General features: G+C 70.5%; 17 protein-coding genes and 1 tRNA gene. 12 read left to right on the plus strand and 6 right to left on the minus strand.

Translation table 11 applies throughout. The features are described 5' to 3' along the window. Positions 1 to 82: 82 nt before the first annotated feature. From LI334_RS10650 to LI334_RS10685, 8 genes are read left to right on the plus strand one after another with little or no spacing between them, the layout of a single operon-like run. Complete coding sequence (locus tag LI334_RS10650) at positions 83 to 2,230, plus strand: type II/IV secretion system ATPase subunit (RefSeq protein ID WP_406675874.1); 2,148 nt, start codon at positions 83 to 85, stop codon at positions 2,228 to 2,230. Continuing rightward, positions 2,227 to 4,044: a type II secretion system F family protein gene (locus tag LI334_RS10655; RefSeq protein WP_227260808.1), complete on the plus strand. Its 1,818-nt coding sequence runs from the start codon at positions 2,227 to 2,229 to the stop codon at positions 4,042 to 4,044. The genes LI334_RS10650 and LI334_RS10655 overlap by 4 nt, the downstream gene beginning before the upstream one ends. Beyond that, positions 4,041 to 4,748 (plus strand): DUF7289 family protein, encoded by a 708-nt coding sequence (locus LI334_RS10660; RefSeq protein ID WP_227260809.1) that lies wholly within the window; start codon positions 4,041 to 4,043, stop codon positions 4,746 to 4,748. The genes LI334_RS10655 and LI334_RS10660 overlap by 4 nt, the downstream gene beginning before the upstream one ends. Beyond that, positions 4,741 to 5,184 carry a DUF7266 family protein gene (locus LI334_RS10665; RefSeq protein WP_227260810.1) on the plus strand — a complete coding sequence of 148 codons (444 nt, stop codon included), beginning with the start codon at positions 4,741 to 4,743 and terminating at the stop codon, positions 5,182 to 5,184. Before LI334_RS10660 ends, LI334_RS10665 begins: the two co-directional genes overlap by 8 nt. Next, positions 5,181 to 5,843 carry a DUF7263 family protein gene (locus LI334_RS10670; protein WP_227260811.1) on the plus strand — a complete coding sequence of 221 codons (663 nt, stop codon included), beginning with the start codon at positions 5,181 to 5,183 and terminating at the stop codon, positions 5,841 to 5,843. The genes LI334_RS10665 and LI334_RS10670 overlap by 4 nt, the downstream gene beginning before the upstream one ends. Beyond that, a complete protein-coding gene (locus LI334_RS10675; protein WP_227260812.1) occupies positions 5,836 to 6,237 on the plus strand; it encodes a DUF7262 family protein in 402 nt (133 codons plus the stop codon). The genes LI334_RS10670 and LI334_RS10675 overlap by 8 nt, the downstream gene beginning before the upstream one ends. Further along, positions 6,225 to 6,737, plus strand: coding sequence for a DUF7261 family protein (locus LI334_RS10680; protein ID WP_227260813.1), 513 nt, complete (start codon positions 6,225 to 6,227; stop codon positions 6,735 to 6,737). The genes LI334_RS10675 and LI334_RS10680 overlap by 13 nt, the downstream gene beginning before the upstream one ends. A 31-nt stretch (positions 6,738 to 6,768) precedes the next feature. Next, entirely contained in the window at positions 6,769 to 7,707 is a 939-nt protein-coding gene (locus tag LI334_RS10685) for a glycoside hydrolase family 26 protein (protein ID WP_227260814.1), read from the plus strand. Positions 7,708 to 7,714: 7 nt separating this feature from the next. Here the strand turns inward: LI334_RS10685 and LI334_RS10690 are convergent, their stop codons facing one another. The 5 genes from LI334_RS10690 to LI334_RS10710 form a co-directional block, all read right to left on the minus strand. Then, positions 7,715 to 9,091: a glycosyltransferase family 2 protein gene (locus LI334_RS10690; protein ID WP_227260815.1), complete on the minus strand. Its 1,377-nt coding sequence runs from the start codon at positions 9,089 to 9,091 to the stop codon at positions 7,715 to 7,717. Positions 9,092 to 9,156: 65 nt separating this feature from the next. After that, a complete protein-coding gene (locus LI334_RS10695) occupies positions 9,157 to 9,750 on the minus strand; it encodes a thioredoxin family protein (protein ID WP_227260816.1) in 594 nt (197 codons plus the stop codon). 54 nt (positions 9,751 to 9,804) lie between these two features. Next, positions 9,805 to 10,299 carry a hypothetical protein gene (locus LI334_RS10700; protein ID WP_227260817.1) on the minus strand — a complete coding sequence of 165 codons (495 nt, stop codon included), beginning with the start codon at positions 10,297 to 10,299 and terminating at the stop codon, positions 9,805 to 9,807. After that, positions 10,296 to 11,069: a nucleotide-binding protein gene (locus tag LI334_RS10705; protein WP_227260818.1), complete on the minus strand. Its 774-nt coding sequence runs from the start codon at positions 11,067 to 11,069 to the stop codon at positions 10,296 to 10,298. Before LI334_RS10705 ends, LI334_RS10700 begins: the two co-directional genes overlap by 4 nt. Before the next feature lie 39 nt (positions 11,070 to 11,108). After that, complete coding sequence (locus tag LI334_RS10710) at positions 11,109 to 12,263, minus strand: M24 family metallopeptidase (RefSeq protein ID WP_227260819.1); 1,155 nt, start codon at positions 12,261 to 12,263, stop codon at positions 11,109 to 11,111. A 90-nt stretch (positions 12,264 to 12,353) separates the two neighbouring features. Between LI334_RS10710 and LI334_RS13075 the strand changes: the two genes are divergently transcribed. Beyond that, on the plus strand, positions 12,354 to 12,479 hold the full coding sequence (locus LI334_RS13075) for a hypothetical protein (protein WP_264476812.1): 126 nt from the start codon (positions 12,354 to 12,356) through the stop codon (positions 12,477 to 12,479). A 232-nt stretch (positions 12,480 to 12,711) separates the two neighbouring features. On the opposite strand, the gene LI334_RS10715 is transcribed toward LI334_RS13075, so the two are convergent. Then, positions 12,712 to 12,785 (minus strand) — tRNA-Tyr (locus LI334_RS10715). Positions 12,786 to 12,903: 118 nt separating this feature from the next. Between LI334_RS10715 and LI334_RS10720 the strand changes: the two genes are divergently transcribed. From LI334_RS10720 to ftsZ, 3 genes are all read left to right on the plus strand, one after another. Then, positions 12,904 to 13,428, plus strand: coding sequence for a double zinc ribbon domain-containing protein (locus LI334_RS10720; RefSeq protein ID WP_227260820.1), 525 nt, complete (start codon positions 12,904 to 12,906; stop codon positions 13,426 to 13,428). A 154-nt stretch (positions 13,429 to 13,582) separates the two neighbouring features. Then, entirely contained in the window at positions 13,583 to 13,747 is a 165-nt protein-coding gene (locus tag LI334_RS10725) for a ribbon-helix-helix domain-containing protein (RefSeq protein ID WP_145844010.1), read from the plus strand. A gap of 3 nt (positions 13,748 to 13,750) precedes the next feature. After that, the gene (gene ftsZ / locus LI334_RS10730; protein ID WP_227260821.1) at positions 13,751 to 14,950 is read left to right on the plus strand and encodes a cell division protein FtsZ; all 1,200 of its coding nucleotides are present in this window, start codon (positions 13,751 to 13,753) and stop codon (positions 14,948 to 14,950) included. Positions 14,951 to 15,008 lie beyond the last annotated feature (58 nt).

Consider the following 15,008-nt stretch of genomic DNA (forward strand, 5'->3'; position numbering starts at 1 on the left):
TCATCGAGTTATCCGATAGCCCCTAAAGAAGTATCGCACCGCAAACACCACCAGGAATTCTGAAAATTTAAATACTATTTAGATTGATTCTAACTCCGTGAGTTCCCCGCCCGAGGTGCCCGCGCCGGTGCCGCCCGACGCGGCCGACGCCTGGTACGCCCCCGACGTTCACAGCCAGTACGAACCGACGCCCGGCGTCGTCGTCACCGTCACCCGCGACCGCAACGCGTTCCGCTACCGCGTCCGCGAGCCCGTCCTCACCGCCGCCGAAACGGACGCTCGCGGCCGCGTCAGCGACTACTTCGAGCGCGGCCACCCCAGCCAACCCCGCACTCGGGAGGGCGCGCGCGAGCGCTACGCCGCCGGCCTGGACGAGAAACACCGCCGCGCCGTCGCGCGCCTCGCGGATGCCACGCCCGCGGGCGAACGACGCCTCCGGTACTACGCGCTCCGGGACGTGCGGTGTCTCGGCGCGCTCACCCCGCTCGCGCTCGACGACCGCGTCGAGGTCGCGGACGCCGACGGCGACCGCCTCGTCGTCCACACCGCGGAGTACGCGCCCGCCCGCACAGACATTCCCGCCGACGCGGACGCGCTCGACCGGTTCCTCTCCGAGCGCCTCGACGCCTACACCGTCCCGTTCCGCGAGTTCGACGTGCCCGTCGTCGTCTACCGCGAACACGTCCTCGGAACCGACGCCTTCGACGTGCGGTACGCCGTCCGCGAACCCGACCTCCTCCCCGGCGACCGCGCCCTCCTCGACGACTGCAAGACCCACGTCTGGGACGCCCGCGTCGGCGACCTCGTGGACGACCACGCCGCGTTCGTCGCCGAGCACGCCGACCGCTACCTCGCGCGCCGCCTCGCCGCCAGGAACGCCGGCCGCTGGCTCGACACCCTCGAACACCGCGCCCGCGACGCCCTCTCTGCATACGACCTCGCGCTCCCGCCGGTCGACCGCCGGTTCGCCGACGACCGCCTCGACGACCTCCGGTACTACGTCCTCCGCGACTTCGTCGGCCACGGCGAACTCACCGTCCCCGTTCGCGACGACCACCTCGAAGACGTGGAGGCGAACCGCGTCGGCGAGCGCGTGAAGGTCGTCCCCCGGCACTCGCTCTGGAAGGACGGCCGCATCCCGACGAACCTCGTGTTCGACGACGAGCGGGCGTTCGTCGACCTCGTCACCCAGCTCGCCGCCGAGGACGGCGTCGAACTGAACGCGAGCAACCCGAGCGCGAAGGTGAACCTCCGGCCCGACGGCGTCGGCGACGACGTGACCGTCCGGTGCGCGGTCGCGCTCCCCGCAATCAGCGCGGACGGCCCGCACGTCTCCATCCGGAAACAAGCCCCGGACGCGCTCACGCCGACCGACCTCGTGCGCACGGACTCGATTTCGCCGGCGATGGTGGCCCTGCTCTGGATGGCGTACGAACACCACGGTGTCGTCGTGTTCTCCGGCCCGACCGGCGTCGGGAAGACCACGCTGATGAACGCGCACGCGCCCTTCATCCCCCACCGCGACCGCCCCGTCAGCATCGACGAGGGGAGTCGGGAGGTGAGTCTCCCGCACGAGACCGGCGTCTCCCTCACCACGCGCGACCACGAGAACCCGCACAAGCGCGTGACGATGGCCGACCTGATGACCGAATCAAACTACCTCAATCCCGACGTGGAAATCATCGCGGAAATAAATACACCGGAGAGCTTCGAGACGTTCGCGGACGTGCTGAACACGGGCCACGGCGTCATCGGGACGACGCACGCGGCGGACGCCGACCGCCTCGTGAACCGCGTGGTCGAACAGGGCCTGCCCGCGTACCTCCTGCGCGAAATCGACCTCGTCGTCTTCCCGCGGCACGTCGAGGGCGAGCGCTACGTCGGCGAGATGCTCGAACTCGTGGACGAAGCGGCGTACGACCGCCTCCCCGCCGACGAGCGGGGACGCATCGAGAAGGACGATACCGTGATTCACTACCACCGGGTCGCGGGCCGCCGCGAGGGCGCGTTCTCGTTCGCGGACGCGGGCGACGTGGCGTTCTTCGACCGGCTCGCCGCGCACACCGACCGGCCGCGCGAGGCGGTGGTGGCGGAGTTCGAGCGGAAACGGCGGTACGTCGAGTACTTCGTGCGCGACGATTTGAGCGACCGCGACGACCTGTTCGCGTTCCTCGCCGACCTGCGGACGGACGAGGCGGCGACCGTCGAGCGCGCCGCGGGGGACGCGTGAGCGGCGTTCTCGACCGCGCGCTCTACGCCCTCTTCGGCGGGCACGCCGACCGGCGGCGGCACGCGACCGACCGCCGGCGCTACCGCGGCACCACCGCCAGCGAGGGGTTCGACGTGTACCTCGCGCGCCTCTACGGCGCGTCCTGGCTCGCGTTCGCCCTCGTCGCCACGTTCGCCGGCGGTCTCGCGTGGCTGACGCCGCTCGCCGCGACCGTCGCGAGCATCACCGACCTGCTCACGCCGTTCGTGGCGGCCGCGCTCGTCGGCGCGCTCGCCGGCCTGCTCGCGAAACGCGGCGTCCTGCTCGCCGGGAGTCTCCACCTCCGGTGGGTGTTGCGGGCGCGGCGCGCGGACATCGACCGCACGCTCCCGAGCGCGGTGCGCTACCTGCGCGTGCTCGCGTCCGCCGGCTCCGGGGAGCGCGCGCTGTTCGACGCCGTCGCCGCCCGGGAGCGCGCGTACGGCGAGACCGCCGTGGCGTTCGGCACGGTTCGGAACAAGGCCGCGCTCTCCGGCAGTCTCGGGCAGGCGCTCCGCGTGGTCGCGCGCGACACGCCCTCTCGGGACGCGCTCGCGCCCTTCCTCCTGAAGTTCCGCGAGCACGCCGCGACCGGGCCGGACGCAGTCGAGCAGTTCCTGCGCCTCGAAGCCCGGATGCTCGCGAACCGACAGGCTCGCGCCCGCACCGAGGCCGAGGGCTTCCTCGAACTGCTTGCGGAGCTGTTCGTCGTCCTGCTCGTGATGCCCGCGCTCGTCGTCGTCTCCGTCACCGTGATGAGCGTGCTCGCGCCCGGGCTCGGCGCGCCAGTTGCGATTGCGGGCTACGTGACGACGCCGCGGACGCTCCTCGTCGCCGGCTGTGGCGTGTTCGTTCTCGCCATCGGCGCGATCGCGGCCGCGCTCGTCGGCGTGTTCCGCCCGAGCGGGTTCGGCGACCACTGGACGCGCTCGCGCGGGCTCGGAATCGTCGCGAACGCGCACCGGAACCCCGCGGACGCCCTGCTCGTCCTCGCGCCGCTCGCGCCCGGGCTCGCGGCCGGGTTCGCCGCGCTCGGCGTCGGCGTCTGGGACGCGCTGGTGCTCGCGTACGCGGGCGTCGCCGTCCCCGTCGGGGCCGTGGCGGCGCGGCGGGCGCGGGCGGACGACGCGAAAGACCGCGAGTTGAAGGACGCCGTGCACGCCATCGCCGGCCACGTCAGCCTCGGCGTGCCGTTCGCGGACGCGGTCGGCCGCGTCGTCGGCGACGGGTCGCTGGACGCGCTGCGCGCCGACACCGCCGACCTCGCGCGCCGCCTCGACCTCCCGCACCCGGACATCGACCGTCGAACCGCCGCGCTCTCCGCGTACGCGGAGCGCGTCGGCACGCCGCTCGCCGACCAGGCCATCGGCCTCGTCGCGGGCGCGCTCACCGCCGGAAGCGAGGTCGAGACCGCGTTCGACGCGCTCCAGGCCGAGGTCGGCCGGCTCTACCACGAGAAGAAGGCGCTTCGCTCCGAACTCGCGGTGTACGTCGCGGTCGGCTGGACGACCGCGCTCCTCGTGGTGGGTATCGTCGTCGCCATCAACGCGTACGTCCTCGACAGTTTCGCGCAACTCTCGACGGTTTCGACCGCCACGACCGGACTGTCGCTCGCGCCGGACGCCGTCCAGCCCGAACGCGACCGCCACCACTTCTACCTCGTGACGCAGGCGACGATGCTCTCCTGCGGCTGGTTCGCCGGGATGGCGAGCAGGGGCCGGTACGCCGCGCTCCTCCACTCCGGCCTGCTCGCGCTCGCCGCGTTCTGCGCGTTCCGCATCGGAGGGTTCGCGTGACTGACTCGCGCGCGCAGTCGAACGTCGTCGGCGTCGCCGTGCTGCTCGGCCTGACGGTGGTCGCGCTCGGCGCGGTGACGGCGAGCGTCGGTAGTCTCGTCGAGACGAACGCGGCCGCGGCGGACGCCAACCGGGTCGCGTCCGACCTCGCGGCGGCCGTCCAGCCCGTCCGAACCACGGGCGTCCGCACTGGGTCGCTCGCGTTCACGGACGGCCGCCTCGACACCGTCGAGCGCTCGATACGCGTGCTCGACGACTCCGGAGTCATACTGGAGCGCCCGGCGAACGCGCTCGTGTTCGAGGCGGGCGCGTACACGACGACCCTGCTGGGCGGCGCGGTGACGCTCGGCCGCGGCGACGGCGGGCGGTTCGTGCGCGACCCCCCGATAACTGCGGACGAGGACGTGCTCGTCGTCGGCGTCCCCGTGCTCGACGGCGCGGTGGTCGCCGGCGGCGAGAGCGAGCGCGTCCACCTCCGGACGCGCGTCACGCACACCAGACGCGACCTCGGAACCGGAACGTACGGCGTGGCGGTGGAGACGACGCGGCCGGGGCCGTGGAAGCGGTTCTTCGCGGCGGCGAACGCCACGCTCACGTCGCGCGATTTCGACGGCGACGGCGTGAAGAGCGTGGTCGCGCGGTTCCCGGGTGAGCGCGCGGGCTACGTCGTCGTCCACCGCGTGGAGGTGTCGCGTCGTGGATGACCGCGGCGTCGCGCCGGTCGTCGGGAAGGCCCTCGAAGCCGGTATCGTCCTGCTGTACGTCGGCGCGGTCGCGGCGGCGATGTACGGGTCGGTCGTCCCCGACTACCGGACGACCGCCGGGGACGCCGTCGCTGAGCGCGCACTCGCCGCCGCGGCGGAGGACGTGGAGGCCGCGATACCCGCGGAGGTACGGGAAGCAACCGTCCGCGCGGACGTGACGCTCCCGGCGACGATTCGCGGCCGGCCGTACACCGTCGCGGTGGAGAACCGAACGCTCGTGCTCGCGCACCCCGACCCCGAAGTGGGCGCGAGGGTTCGGCTGGCGCTCCCCGCGTCCGTGACCGCCGTGTCGGGGAGCTGGTCGAGCGGGACGCCGGCGGCCGTGCTGGTGGTGCGGGAGCACGGCGAGACCGTGGTTCGGTTGGTGGCGCGATGAGGGCGCAGTTGAACCTCCCGGCGCTCGGCGTCGCGTTACTGCTCGTGACGGCGGCGACGGGCGTGAGTCTCGCGGTGGCGAACGGCGCGTTCGACGCCGCGGAGCGCGACCCCGTCGCCGACCACGCCGCGACCGCGCTCGCCGACCGCCTCGTCGCAGCGAACGGCCCGCTCGCCATCCGTCAGAACGTGCTCGACGCCCGCGAACTCAGGAGGCTGGACGCCGCCGACGTGCGTTCGCTCGTCGGGGCGCGCGACGCGGTCGTCCGCCTCGACGGCGGTGTCGTCGCGCGGACGGGGGACGTGACCGACCCGCGGACGGTTCGGCGGCTGGTGCTCGTCGCGACCGTCGAGAACCGCACGCTCGCGCCCGCAATCGAGCGCGGCGCGGCGGTGACCATTCCGCGGCGCACGGACGCCGTGACCGTGACCATCGACCCGCCCGCGGGAACCGTGGTGCGGGCGGTGCGCGTGAACGGCCGCACCGCGCTCCTGAACGACGCGGGCCTCCGCGGGACGTTCACGCTCGACGCGTCGCGGTTTCGCACCACCCGCATCGGGTTCGACGCGACCGACCGCCTGCCGGCGGGGAGCGTCACCGTCGCGTACGCGGTCGAGCGAACCGAGAAGGGCGTGCTCGGGGTGAGCGTCGATGCGTAGGGCGCAGCTCTCGCTCTCCGCCGTCGAGGCGGGCGTCGGCGTCCTGCTGGTGTTCGCGGTGACCACGGGGTTCGTGCTCGGCAACCCCGCGTCCGCGGGGGACGCCCAGCTCGACGCGTACGCGACCGACCTCGGCGCGGTGCTGGCGAACGACGCGCCGCGGCACGGCGACGCCACCCGGCTGACCGAGGTGACGCGCTCCCCCGACGGGTTCGACCGCGAGGCGGACGCGCTCGCGAACCGAATCGTCCGCGTCCTCCCGGAGAACCTCATGTATCGGGTGGAGACCGAGCACGGAACGGTCGGGTATCCGCGGCCGGACGGCGTGGCGTACGGGACGGCGCGGCACGCGACCGCCTACGGCACCGTGACCATCTGGGTGTGGTACGCGTGAACCGCCGCGGCCAGCTCGTCTTGGTCGCGGCGGCGGTGGTCGCGCTCGCGCTCGTCCCCGTCGTCGCCGCCTACCTCCAGCTCGGGTACGCGCCCGGGTCGGGGACGGCCGCGGAACCGCGGCCGGGCGCGGACGCCGAGCGGTTGCTGTCGCGGGCGGTGGCACGCGCGCCCGTCCTCGCGGACTACGACTGGACGAACCGAGCAGACGCAGTCGCGGCCGTTCGGGGCGCGCTCGCGCCGCGACTGGACGCGCTGCGAACCGCGCGCCTGACCGGCGGAACGGCGGCCGTCGTGGCGTACGCGCCCGGCGTCGCGGACTCCTGGGCGGCCGCGCGGTGTCCGAGCGGGCCGAACCGCCAGTTCGGCGCGTGTCGCGCGGACGGCGGCGTGGTCGTGCAGGAGCGCGACGGTCGCACGCACCTCGTCGCGGTCGCAGTCGCGGTGCGCGTCGTCTCCGACGGGCGAACCGCGACCCTGACGCTGGTGGTCGAACGCTAACGGCTTTACTCGGGCGGCGCGAACCCCGGGTGTGACGGAATCGCTTCGCACCGGCGCGTTCGTCGGGTCGACGGTCGAATCGTTCTCGCGGGCGGACGCGATGGAGCGCTGGCAGGGCGCGGGCCTGGACGTGCAGAACGTGTTCGCGACCTGGGATACGGCCGTAGACCCCTTGCACGGCGTGTTCGACCGCCGCCTGCGCGCCATCGACGCCGCCGGTCGGACGCCGATGCTGACGTGGGAGCCGTTCACGGACGACCCCGAGGAGACGCCTGCGGACGTGGCTTCGCGAATCGTCGCGGGCGAACACGACGATTACCTCGCGGCGTTCGCGCGGTTCCTCCGCGAGTGGCTGGACGCGGACGAGACCCGGCGGCTCTTCCTCCGGTTCGCGCACGAACCGAACGGCGACTGGTACCCGTGGTCGCCCGCGACCGGCGGCCCCGGCGGCGCGGACGCGTACGTCGAACTCTGGCGGTACGTCCGGGACGCGCTCGCGCTCGACGACCGCGCCGACCGCGTGAACTGGGTGTGGGCCCCCAACCACGTCGACGTGGGCGGCTACGACGCCGAGTCGCTCTACCCGGGCGAGGCGTACGTCGACTGGGTCGGCGTGGACGGCTTCAACTGGGGGGCGACGGAGTCGTGGAGCGCGTGGCAGTCGCCCCGCGAGGTGTTCGACGACATGCTCGGACGCGTCGCGGAGCTAGGCGACCACTCGCTCTGTATTCCCGAGTACGCGAGCACGTCCGTGACCGCGGATGGCCACGACGTGAGCGCGAAGAACCGCTGGATTCGCGAGTTCTTCGCGTACGCCCGCGACTCCCCGGTGGAACTCGCGGTCTGGTTCAACATCGACAAGGAGACGGACTGGGCGGTGTTCGACGCCGAGCGCGGGGACACGGTGGTCTCGGTGGGCGACGAGCGGTACACGGCGTACTCTGCGTACGGCCGCGAAGTCGGACAGTAGTCGCGCGTCAGTCGTCGCGGCGGTCGGTGGCGTCGTCGTCCGCGAGGGGCGTGAGTTCGAGGACGGTCTCGGCGGCGTCCTCGACGGTGTTCGACACCTTCTCCGTGACGGCGAACTGCCGGGCGGGCGAGAGGATGCCGTAGAGCGCGCCCGCGGAGTGGAGGAGGACGACGAACGGCGTGAGCGCGAGCAGTCCCAGCCAGATGTGGGGGCGTTCGCGGTAGTAGAGCAGGCCGAGCAGCGACCAGAGGTAGACGTGCGCGAGCAGGACGAGCGAGAGCGCGACGTACACCTCGGGGAGCACGAGCACGGTGAGGGGTATCGTCTCGACGCCGACGTAGGTGAGCGCGGAGGTCACCCAGAACACGGGCCCGAAGACGGACACCGCCCACCCGATGTCGCGGAAGTGGTAGAGGATGCGGTAGTCCCAGGGGAGGAGGCGTGACTTGGAGCGCGTGCCGGTGAGCCAGCGGCGGCGCTGGCCGACCATGGCTCGGATGGAGGGCGGGGCCTGGTTCTCGAAGAACGTGTCCACGACCTCGAAGGTGGCGTCCTCGTCGAGGACGGCGCGCCACGCGAACACGGAGTCCTCGACGATGGTGTCGGTGTCCCACGTGATGCGGTCTTCGAGCGACCGGCGGATGGCGATGCCGCCGCCCCACGCGTAGAAGGGGACGCGGAGGTAGGGGAACGCGCGCTGTTCGATGTTGAAGCCGATGCGGTGGATTTCCGCGAGGTAGGGGAGGATTCCGCCGGTGCGGACGGGGCGTTCGCGGAACTGGACGATGTCGGCGTTCGAGGGGATGCCGTCGAACGAGGGGACGCGGGTGTCCTCGTCGAGGTAGAGGACGTACTCCTTGTCCGTGGGGTGGTGGATGCGGGCGTACTCGATGGCGCGGCCCTTGAACTGCGCGAACTCGCACGTGAACGACTCGGGGACGACGACGACCTCCGCGCCGTCAACGTGGATGTCGGCTTCCGCGACGACCACTACGTCGCTGAGGGTGTCGGGGAGGGAGTCCACGGTCTCCTGGACGACGGATTCGTTGTCGATGGTGAGCACGCGCACCTGGACGGCGTCCGGCGTCCACTCGACGGACACCTCGTCGTCGCCGCGGCGGGTGGGCCGGTAGTGCTTCCAGAGGTAGAAGACGAAGAGGTAGCTCCAGAAGCTCACGGGGATGGTGTAGAGGAGGACGAGCTGCCAGAGCACGAACGTCATCACGAGTGCGGGCGACTCGCGGAGCGTCTCCCAGAACGCGCCGATGACGCCGTCGAGGAGCCAGAGTTCCGGGGGGAGCACGAGAAGCGCCAGATCCACCGCGACGAACAGGACGGCGAGCGCTCCAACGGCGGCGAAGACTAATTGGCGGCGGCGAGTCATGAGGGAGTGGACGGGCGAGCGCGCCCGTCTGAGATACTGCGTATAGGCTCCGTGAGGATATGAAGCTAGAGGTCGCCCCAGTAGTCCGGCTCGTTCCCGGGTTTCCACTTGATGGTGCAGCCGCGGGCGGGCGCGAACTCCCGGGTCACGTCCCCGCCGGCGAGCACGGTGTCGATGGCGTCACGCATCTCGAATCCGGGGTCGTCGGACGGTTCCGCGTCGGGCGATTGGGCGTCGTCGAGGCGGCCGTGGTAGGCGAGTTCGAAGCCGTCGCGGTTCGCGAACAGGAAGGGGTCGGGCGTGCAGACCGCGCCGTAGGCCGCCGCGGTCGCCTGGGAGTCGTCGCGGAGGTAGGCGTCGTAGTCCACGGTGCCCTCGCTGACGGCGTCACGCATCGCGTCGAAGGAGTCGTCGGGGTAAGCGTCGGCGTCGTTGGGGTTGATGCCGACCACGGCCACGTCGTCGTAGTCGTCCGCGATTGCGTTCAGGGCGGGGTGTTTCGCCTGCGCGTACGGACAGTGGTTGCACGTGAACACGACGAGCAGGGCGTCGTACTCATGGAAGTCGTCGAGCGAGTGCGTTTCGCCGTCGGTGCCGGGGAGCGAGAAGTCGGGTGCCGAGTCGCCGCGGTCGAGCACGCGGGTTGATTCGCCAGCCATGCGTGGGGGAACGGAGAGCGGGCGGAAAAGCGCTCGGCCCGCGGACGCGTTCGCCTACTCGAACCCCCACTCGTCGGCGCGGCGTTCGGCCTCCTCGCGGGCGCGTTCGCGGATGTCCGCGATGGCGTCGTCGTCCGCGAGGAAGGCTTCGACGGCGTCGAGCGACCCGGCGTCGGCGTCGGGCGTGTCGGGGGCGCGCTCGCGGGTGCGGGCGGCGAGGTCGTCGTCGCCCGCGAGGTGGGACGCGGGGGCGTCGGGCGCGACGGCGCAGTCGGCGGGCGGCGACGGCGCGGGGTCGGCGTGGAGTTCGACGCGGACGGGGCCGGGATTCGCGAACGCGGCGAGCGCCGCGCCGCCGGCGCGACCGTCGCTGTGGCGTGCGTGCGTCGGCACCCCGTCGTCGAACCAGAGAGTGAGGCGGTCGGCGGCGTCGAGCAGGAGCGTCTGCTGGGGTTCGAGAACCGCGCGGCCCGTGTGCGCGACGTCGAGCGCGGTTTCGAGGGGTGCGGCGGTGTCGGGGACGGTGCGGGAGAAGACGAGGCGGCTCATACCTCGTCGGGGACGACCGCTCGCCGGAATCGGTCGGCGACGGCGGCCTCGCTCCCGGGTTCGACGGCGAGTTCGTCCGCGATGCGGCGGTAGGCGGCCGCGGCGGGGCTGTCCGGCGCGTGCGCGAGGAGCGGTTCGCCGGCGCGGCGGGCGTGCCGGGCGGCGTCGTCCTCCGGCACGCTCCCGAGGACGGGGCCGTCGAAGTAGCGTTCGGACTGCGCGGCGACGCGCTCGACGCCCGCCTCGTCGCGCACGCGGTTGTAGACGACGCCCGCGACGCCGGTGTCGTAGGACGCGGCGTACTCCTGAACCTTGAGCGCGTCGCTCAGCGCGGGAACCGTGGGCTGGGTGACGAGGACGACGCGGTCGGCGAGCACGATGGGGAGGACGGCGCGCCGCGACGCGAGGGTGGCCGGCGAGTCGAGGAGGAGCACGTCGGTGTCGGCGGCGAGCGTCGCGACCACGTCCCGGAGGCGGGTCGGGTCGGCGGCGCGGAAGTCGCCGAGGTCGGTGCCGCAGGGGACGACGCGCATCCCGAAGCGCTCGTAGGTGGCGTCGGCGACGCGAGCGTTCGAGTCGCCGAGCAGGAGGTCGTGGAGGGTCGTGTCGGCGTCCGCGAGGCCGGCGTGAAAGAGGAGGTTCGCCATCCCGGTGTCGGCGTCCACGACGGTGACGTCGTAGCGCTCCGCGAGCGCCATCCCGAGGGCGAGCGTGCTCGTCGTCTTCCCCGTCCCGCCCTTGCCGCTCGCCACCGCGAACACCTCGACCATTAGTTCTCCCGACGCGATAGCGAGTAATAAAGTCGCGGGTTAGAGGGTGTTCGACTCGATGTCCCGCGGGAAGTACGTCAGTCGGTCGGTGCCGTCCTCCGTGATGGCGACCGTGTCGGAGTGCCGGTAGCCGTACGTGTCCGTGTAGATGCCGGGTTCGATGGTGTAGACGTGCCCGGGTTCCATGGTGCCGTCCGCGCCCGCGTCGATGTACGGCGGTTCGTGCGCGCCCAGCCCGATGTTGTGGCCGACGTGGTGCTGGGCGTGCTCCGCGACGCCCTGCTCCGCGAAGTACTCCGTGACGAGGTCGTCCACGTACGCGAGTTCGACGCCCGGGCCGAGCGCGTCGATGGCGATAGTCTGGGCTTCGAGCATCAACTCGAAGTAGTCCGCCTGCTCGTCGCTGGGTTCGCCGACGAACATCGTGCGTTCGAGTTCGGAGTGGTAGCCGTCCACGTTCGCCGTCGCACCAGTCACCAGCACGTCGCCCTCCCGGAGGCGCTCGTTCGCCGTGTGGCCGTGCGGAAGCCGGGTCTGCTCGCCCGCGATGTAGCCCGCGTGCACGGGCCCGTCGCCGCGCGTCCGCACCGCGTACTCGTCGCCGAGCGCGTCCAGCATCGCCCGCGACCCCTCCAGGGACGCCCGCTGGCTCACCGTCACCGGATGCGCGCCCGCCTCCGTGTGCTCCGCGAGGTAGCGGTGCGCGAGGTTCGCCCAGCGCGCCGACTCACGAATCAACTCGATTTCCGCATTCGATTTCGCGTACCGCAGCCGCGCCACCCAGTCCTGGCTCTCCACGTCCACGAACTCGGAGAGCGCCGGCCCCTCGTAGCCCATCACGCCCGGCGCGCCGTCCATGTCCGCCGCCACCGACGCCGCACCGAGGTCGTCCAACATTCCCGCCGCCGTCTCCACCGGCGCACCCTGCGGATAATCGAAGTACGAATACACCGCGTCGATGCGCGGGTTCCCCGAGACGCGCTCGACCTCCAACCGCGGCACCGTAATCGCCACCTCGTCTATCGTCACCGCGAGCACGACCGGGCGCTCCGTCCGAATGTGCGCGAACCCAGACACGTACTCGATACTCGTCGCGCCGAACCACACGCCGGCGTCCACGCCAGCGTCCGCGATACGGTCGCGAACCGCGTCCAACCGCCGGTCGAACTCGCCCCCGGGAACCTCCGTGTGCATACCGACAGCGACCACAACCACCCCGAAAAAACTCCGCCTCCCGGAAAACCCGCCACCACGCCCTTCCGACCACACCACCACACGCCACGCGTGAACACCCACACCAAAGTCCTGCTCGTCGGCGCAGTCCTCTTCGCACTCCCCATCCCCGGCACGTTCGTCCTCGGCGCGCTCATCCTCCTCACCGGCACCGCCCTCTACTGGCTCGACAACTAACGCCGAAAACCCCGTTCAACCCGCATCCACTCACACAGAGTTCGCGGCCAACAGAACACGCACCCGGCGTTTACGGAGCTTCGGCTTCTGCGTGGAATCGACGGCAGGAGGAGTCCGCCCTCCCGAGTTTGAACTCCGTCAGACGACGCGCTCACTTCGCTCGCGCGCTGCGACTGACGTGCTCAAATCTGGTCACGTGGCGTTTCACGACTCACTCCGTTCGTCGAAAAAGTCCGCCCTCCCCGATTTGAACGGGGGGCAAGCCGATCTACAGTCGGCTGCTCTACCAGTCTGAGCTAAGGGCGGTCGTACTCAGTCGTAACCGCTGATTCGGATAAAAGGGTTATCATTCGGGAGGCGTGTGACAGCGTCCGACAGCGGCGGTAGGTTGATGTGGGAGACGTTAGTAGGTCTTGGTGAGTCGATGAGTAAGATAACGTTCCGGGCGGACGACGACCTCGTTCGGGCGGTGGAGTCGCTCGACGCGTCGAAGAGCGAGGTGATGCGGGACGCCCTCCGCGCGTACCTCGACGAGCGCGCGGGCGGTGCGGAGCGGGGGTCGTCGCGCGAGCGCGGGTCGTTGGACGCGCTGGTGGCGGAGCGCGTGGACGAACTCGTCGCGGAACGTCTCGGGAGCGCGAGGAGCGCGCAGGATATCAACGTAAACGTCAGTGTTGACGGCCAGAATGCCGATTCGGGGAGTTCTGTCGGGCGCGCTACGGACGTGGCGGAACGTCGCGAACGGGATGAGTCGTCGTCGGACGAGCTGTCGCGGACGTGCGCGCAGTGCGGGGACGACCTGGCGTCCGGGCACGTGTACTGCCCGAACTGCGGGGAGAAGGCGAGTAAACGCGCGTTCTGCGAGTGCGGCGGGGAGCTGCGGCCTGAATGGGCGTTCTGCCCGGAGTGCGGGCGTCGAACGGCGTCTACGGGCATCGTGGAACGGTAAGTCACTCGTTCCCAGCCCCCATTAACTATTTACGTCATTACATAGATTGTTGGTGTACGTAAGACGGGCGTCTTACACAGAACCCATCGACTGCGGCATAGTACGCCGCGTCCGGGCGCGATGTAAGACAAACGGCTTACTGGGGAAACAAACTATGGAGCGTGTGACTCTCCGGATACCACGGCAGCAAATCGAGGAGGTCGAGCGGATGGTCGAGCGGGGGAAGTACCCCAATCGTAGCGAAGCCATCCGGTCCGCCGTCCGCGAGATGCTTGACGAACAGCAAGAGAACAGCCCGAAAAACTGGGCCAAGGTGTAAACAATGCAGGATATAGTCAACGAGGCCCTCGAAAACGCCGAGAAAGAGCAGCGAGACATGAGCGACGCCAGCAGTGACGGAGACGAGTTCGGCGACCCCCGAATCGTCATCGTCGGCTGCGGCGGCGCCGGAAACAACACCGTCAATCGCCTCTACAACATCGGCGTCGAGGGCGCTGACACCGTGGCCATCAACACGGACAAACAGCACCTCAAGATGATCGAGGCCGACACGAAGATTCTCGTCGGGAAGTCCCTGACGAACGGCCTCGGCGCGGGCGGCGACCCCTCGATGGGCGAGCGCGCCACCGAAATGGCGCAGGGCACCATCAAGGAAGTCCTCGGGGACGCAGACCTCGTGTTCGTCACCGCCGGCATGGGCGGCGGCACGGGAACGGGCGCGGCACCCGTCGTCTCCAGCATCGCAAAAGAGCAGGGCGCAATCGTCGTCGGAATGGTCTCCACGCCGTTCAACGTCGAGCGCGCGCGCACGGTGAAGGCCGAGGAAGGCCTCGAAAAGCTCCGCGACGAAGCGGACTCCATCATCGTGCTGGACAACAACCGCCTGCTCGACTACGTCCCGAACCTCCCGATCGGCAAGGCGTTCAGCGTGATGGATCAGATCATCGCCGAGACCGTCAAGGGAATCTCGGAGACCATCACCCAGCCGAGCCTCATCAACCTCGACTACGCGGACATGACCGCCATCATGAACCAGGGCGGCGTCGCCGTCATGCTCGTCGGGGAGACCCAGGACAAGAACAAGACCGAGGAAGTGGTGAAGGACGCGATGAACCACCCGCTCCTCGACGTGGACTACCGCGGCGCGAGCGGCGGCCTCGTCCACATCACGGGCGGCCCCGACCTCACGCTCAAAGAGGCCGAGGGCATCGCCGACCACATCACGGAACGCCTCGACGCGTCCGCGAACGTCATCTGGGGCGCGCGCATCCAGGAGAACTACAAGGGCAAGGTGCGCGTCATGGCCATCATGACGGGCGTCCAGTCCGCGCAGGTGCTGGGGCCGAGCACCCAGAAGCAGGCGGACAAGTCCCGGCAGGAACTCCAGGACGTGGACACGAACCCGTCCCGTGACGTGGACGCGCAGACCCAGACCGGGAGCACGGGCTCTCAGTGGGGCGCGCACTCCGACGGCGGCGAGGACGAAGTCGAGCAGAACAACGGCCTCGACGTCATCCGATAACCGAACAGCCGGTCACGCGCCCGTCGCACAGTTCCCCAGTTCGTGGGACACCGGGGTG

Source organism: Salarchaeum japonicum, assembly GCF_020614395.1.
Classification (GTDB): domain Archaea; phylum Halobacteriota; class Halobacteria; order Halobacteriales; family Halobacteriaceae; genus Salarchaeum; species Salarchaeum japonicum.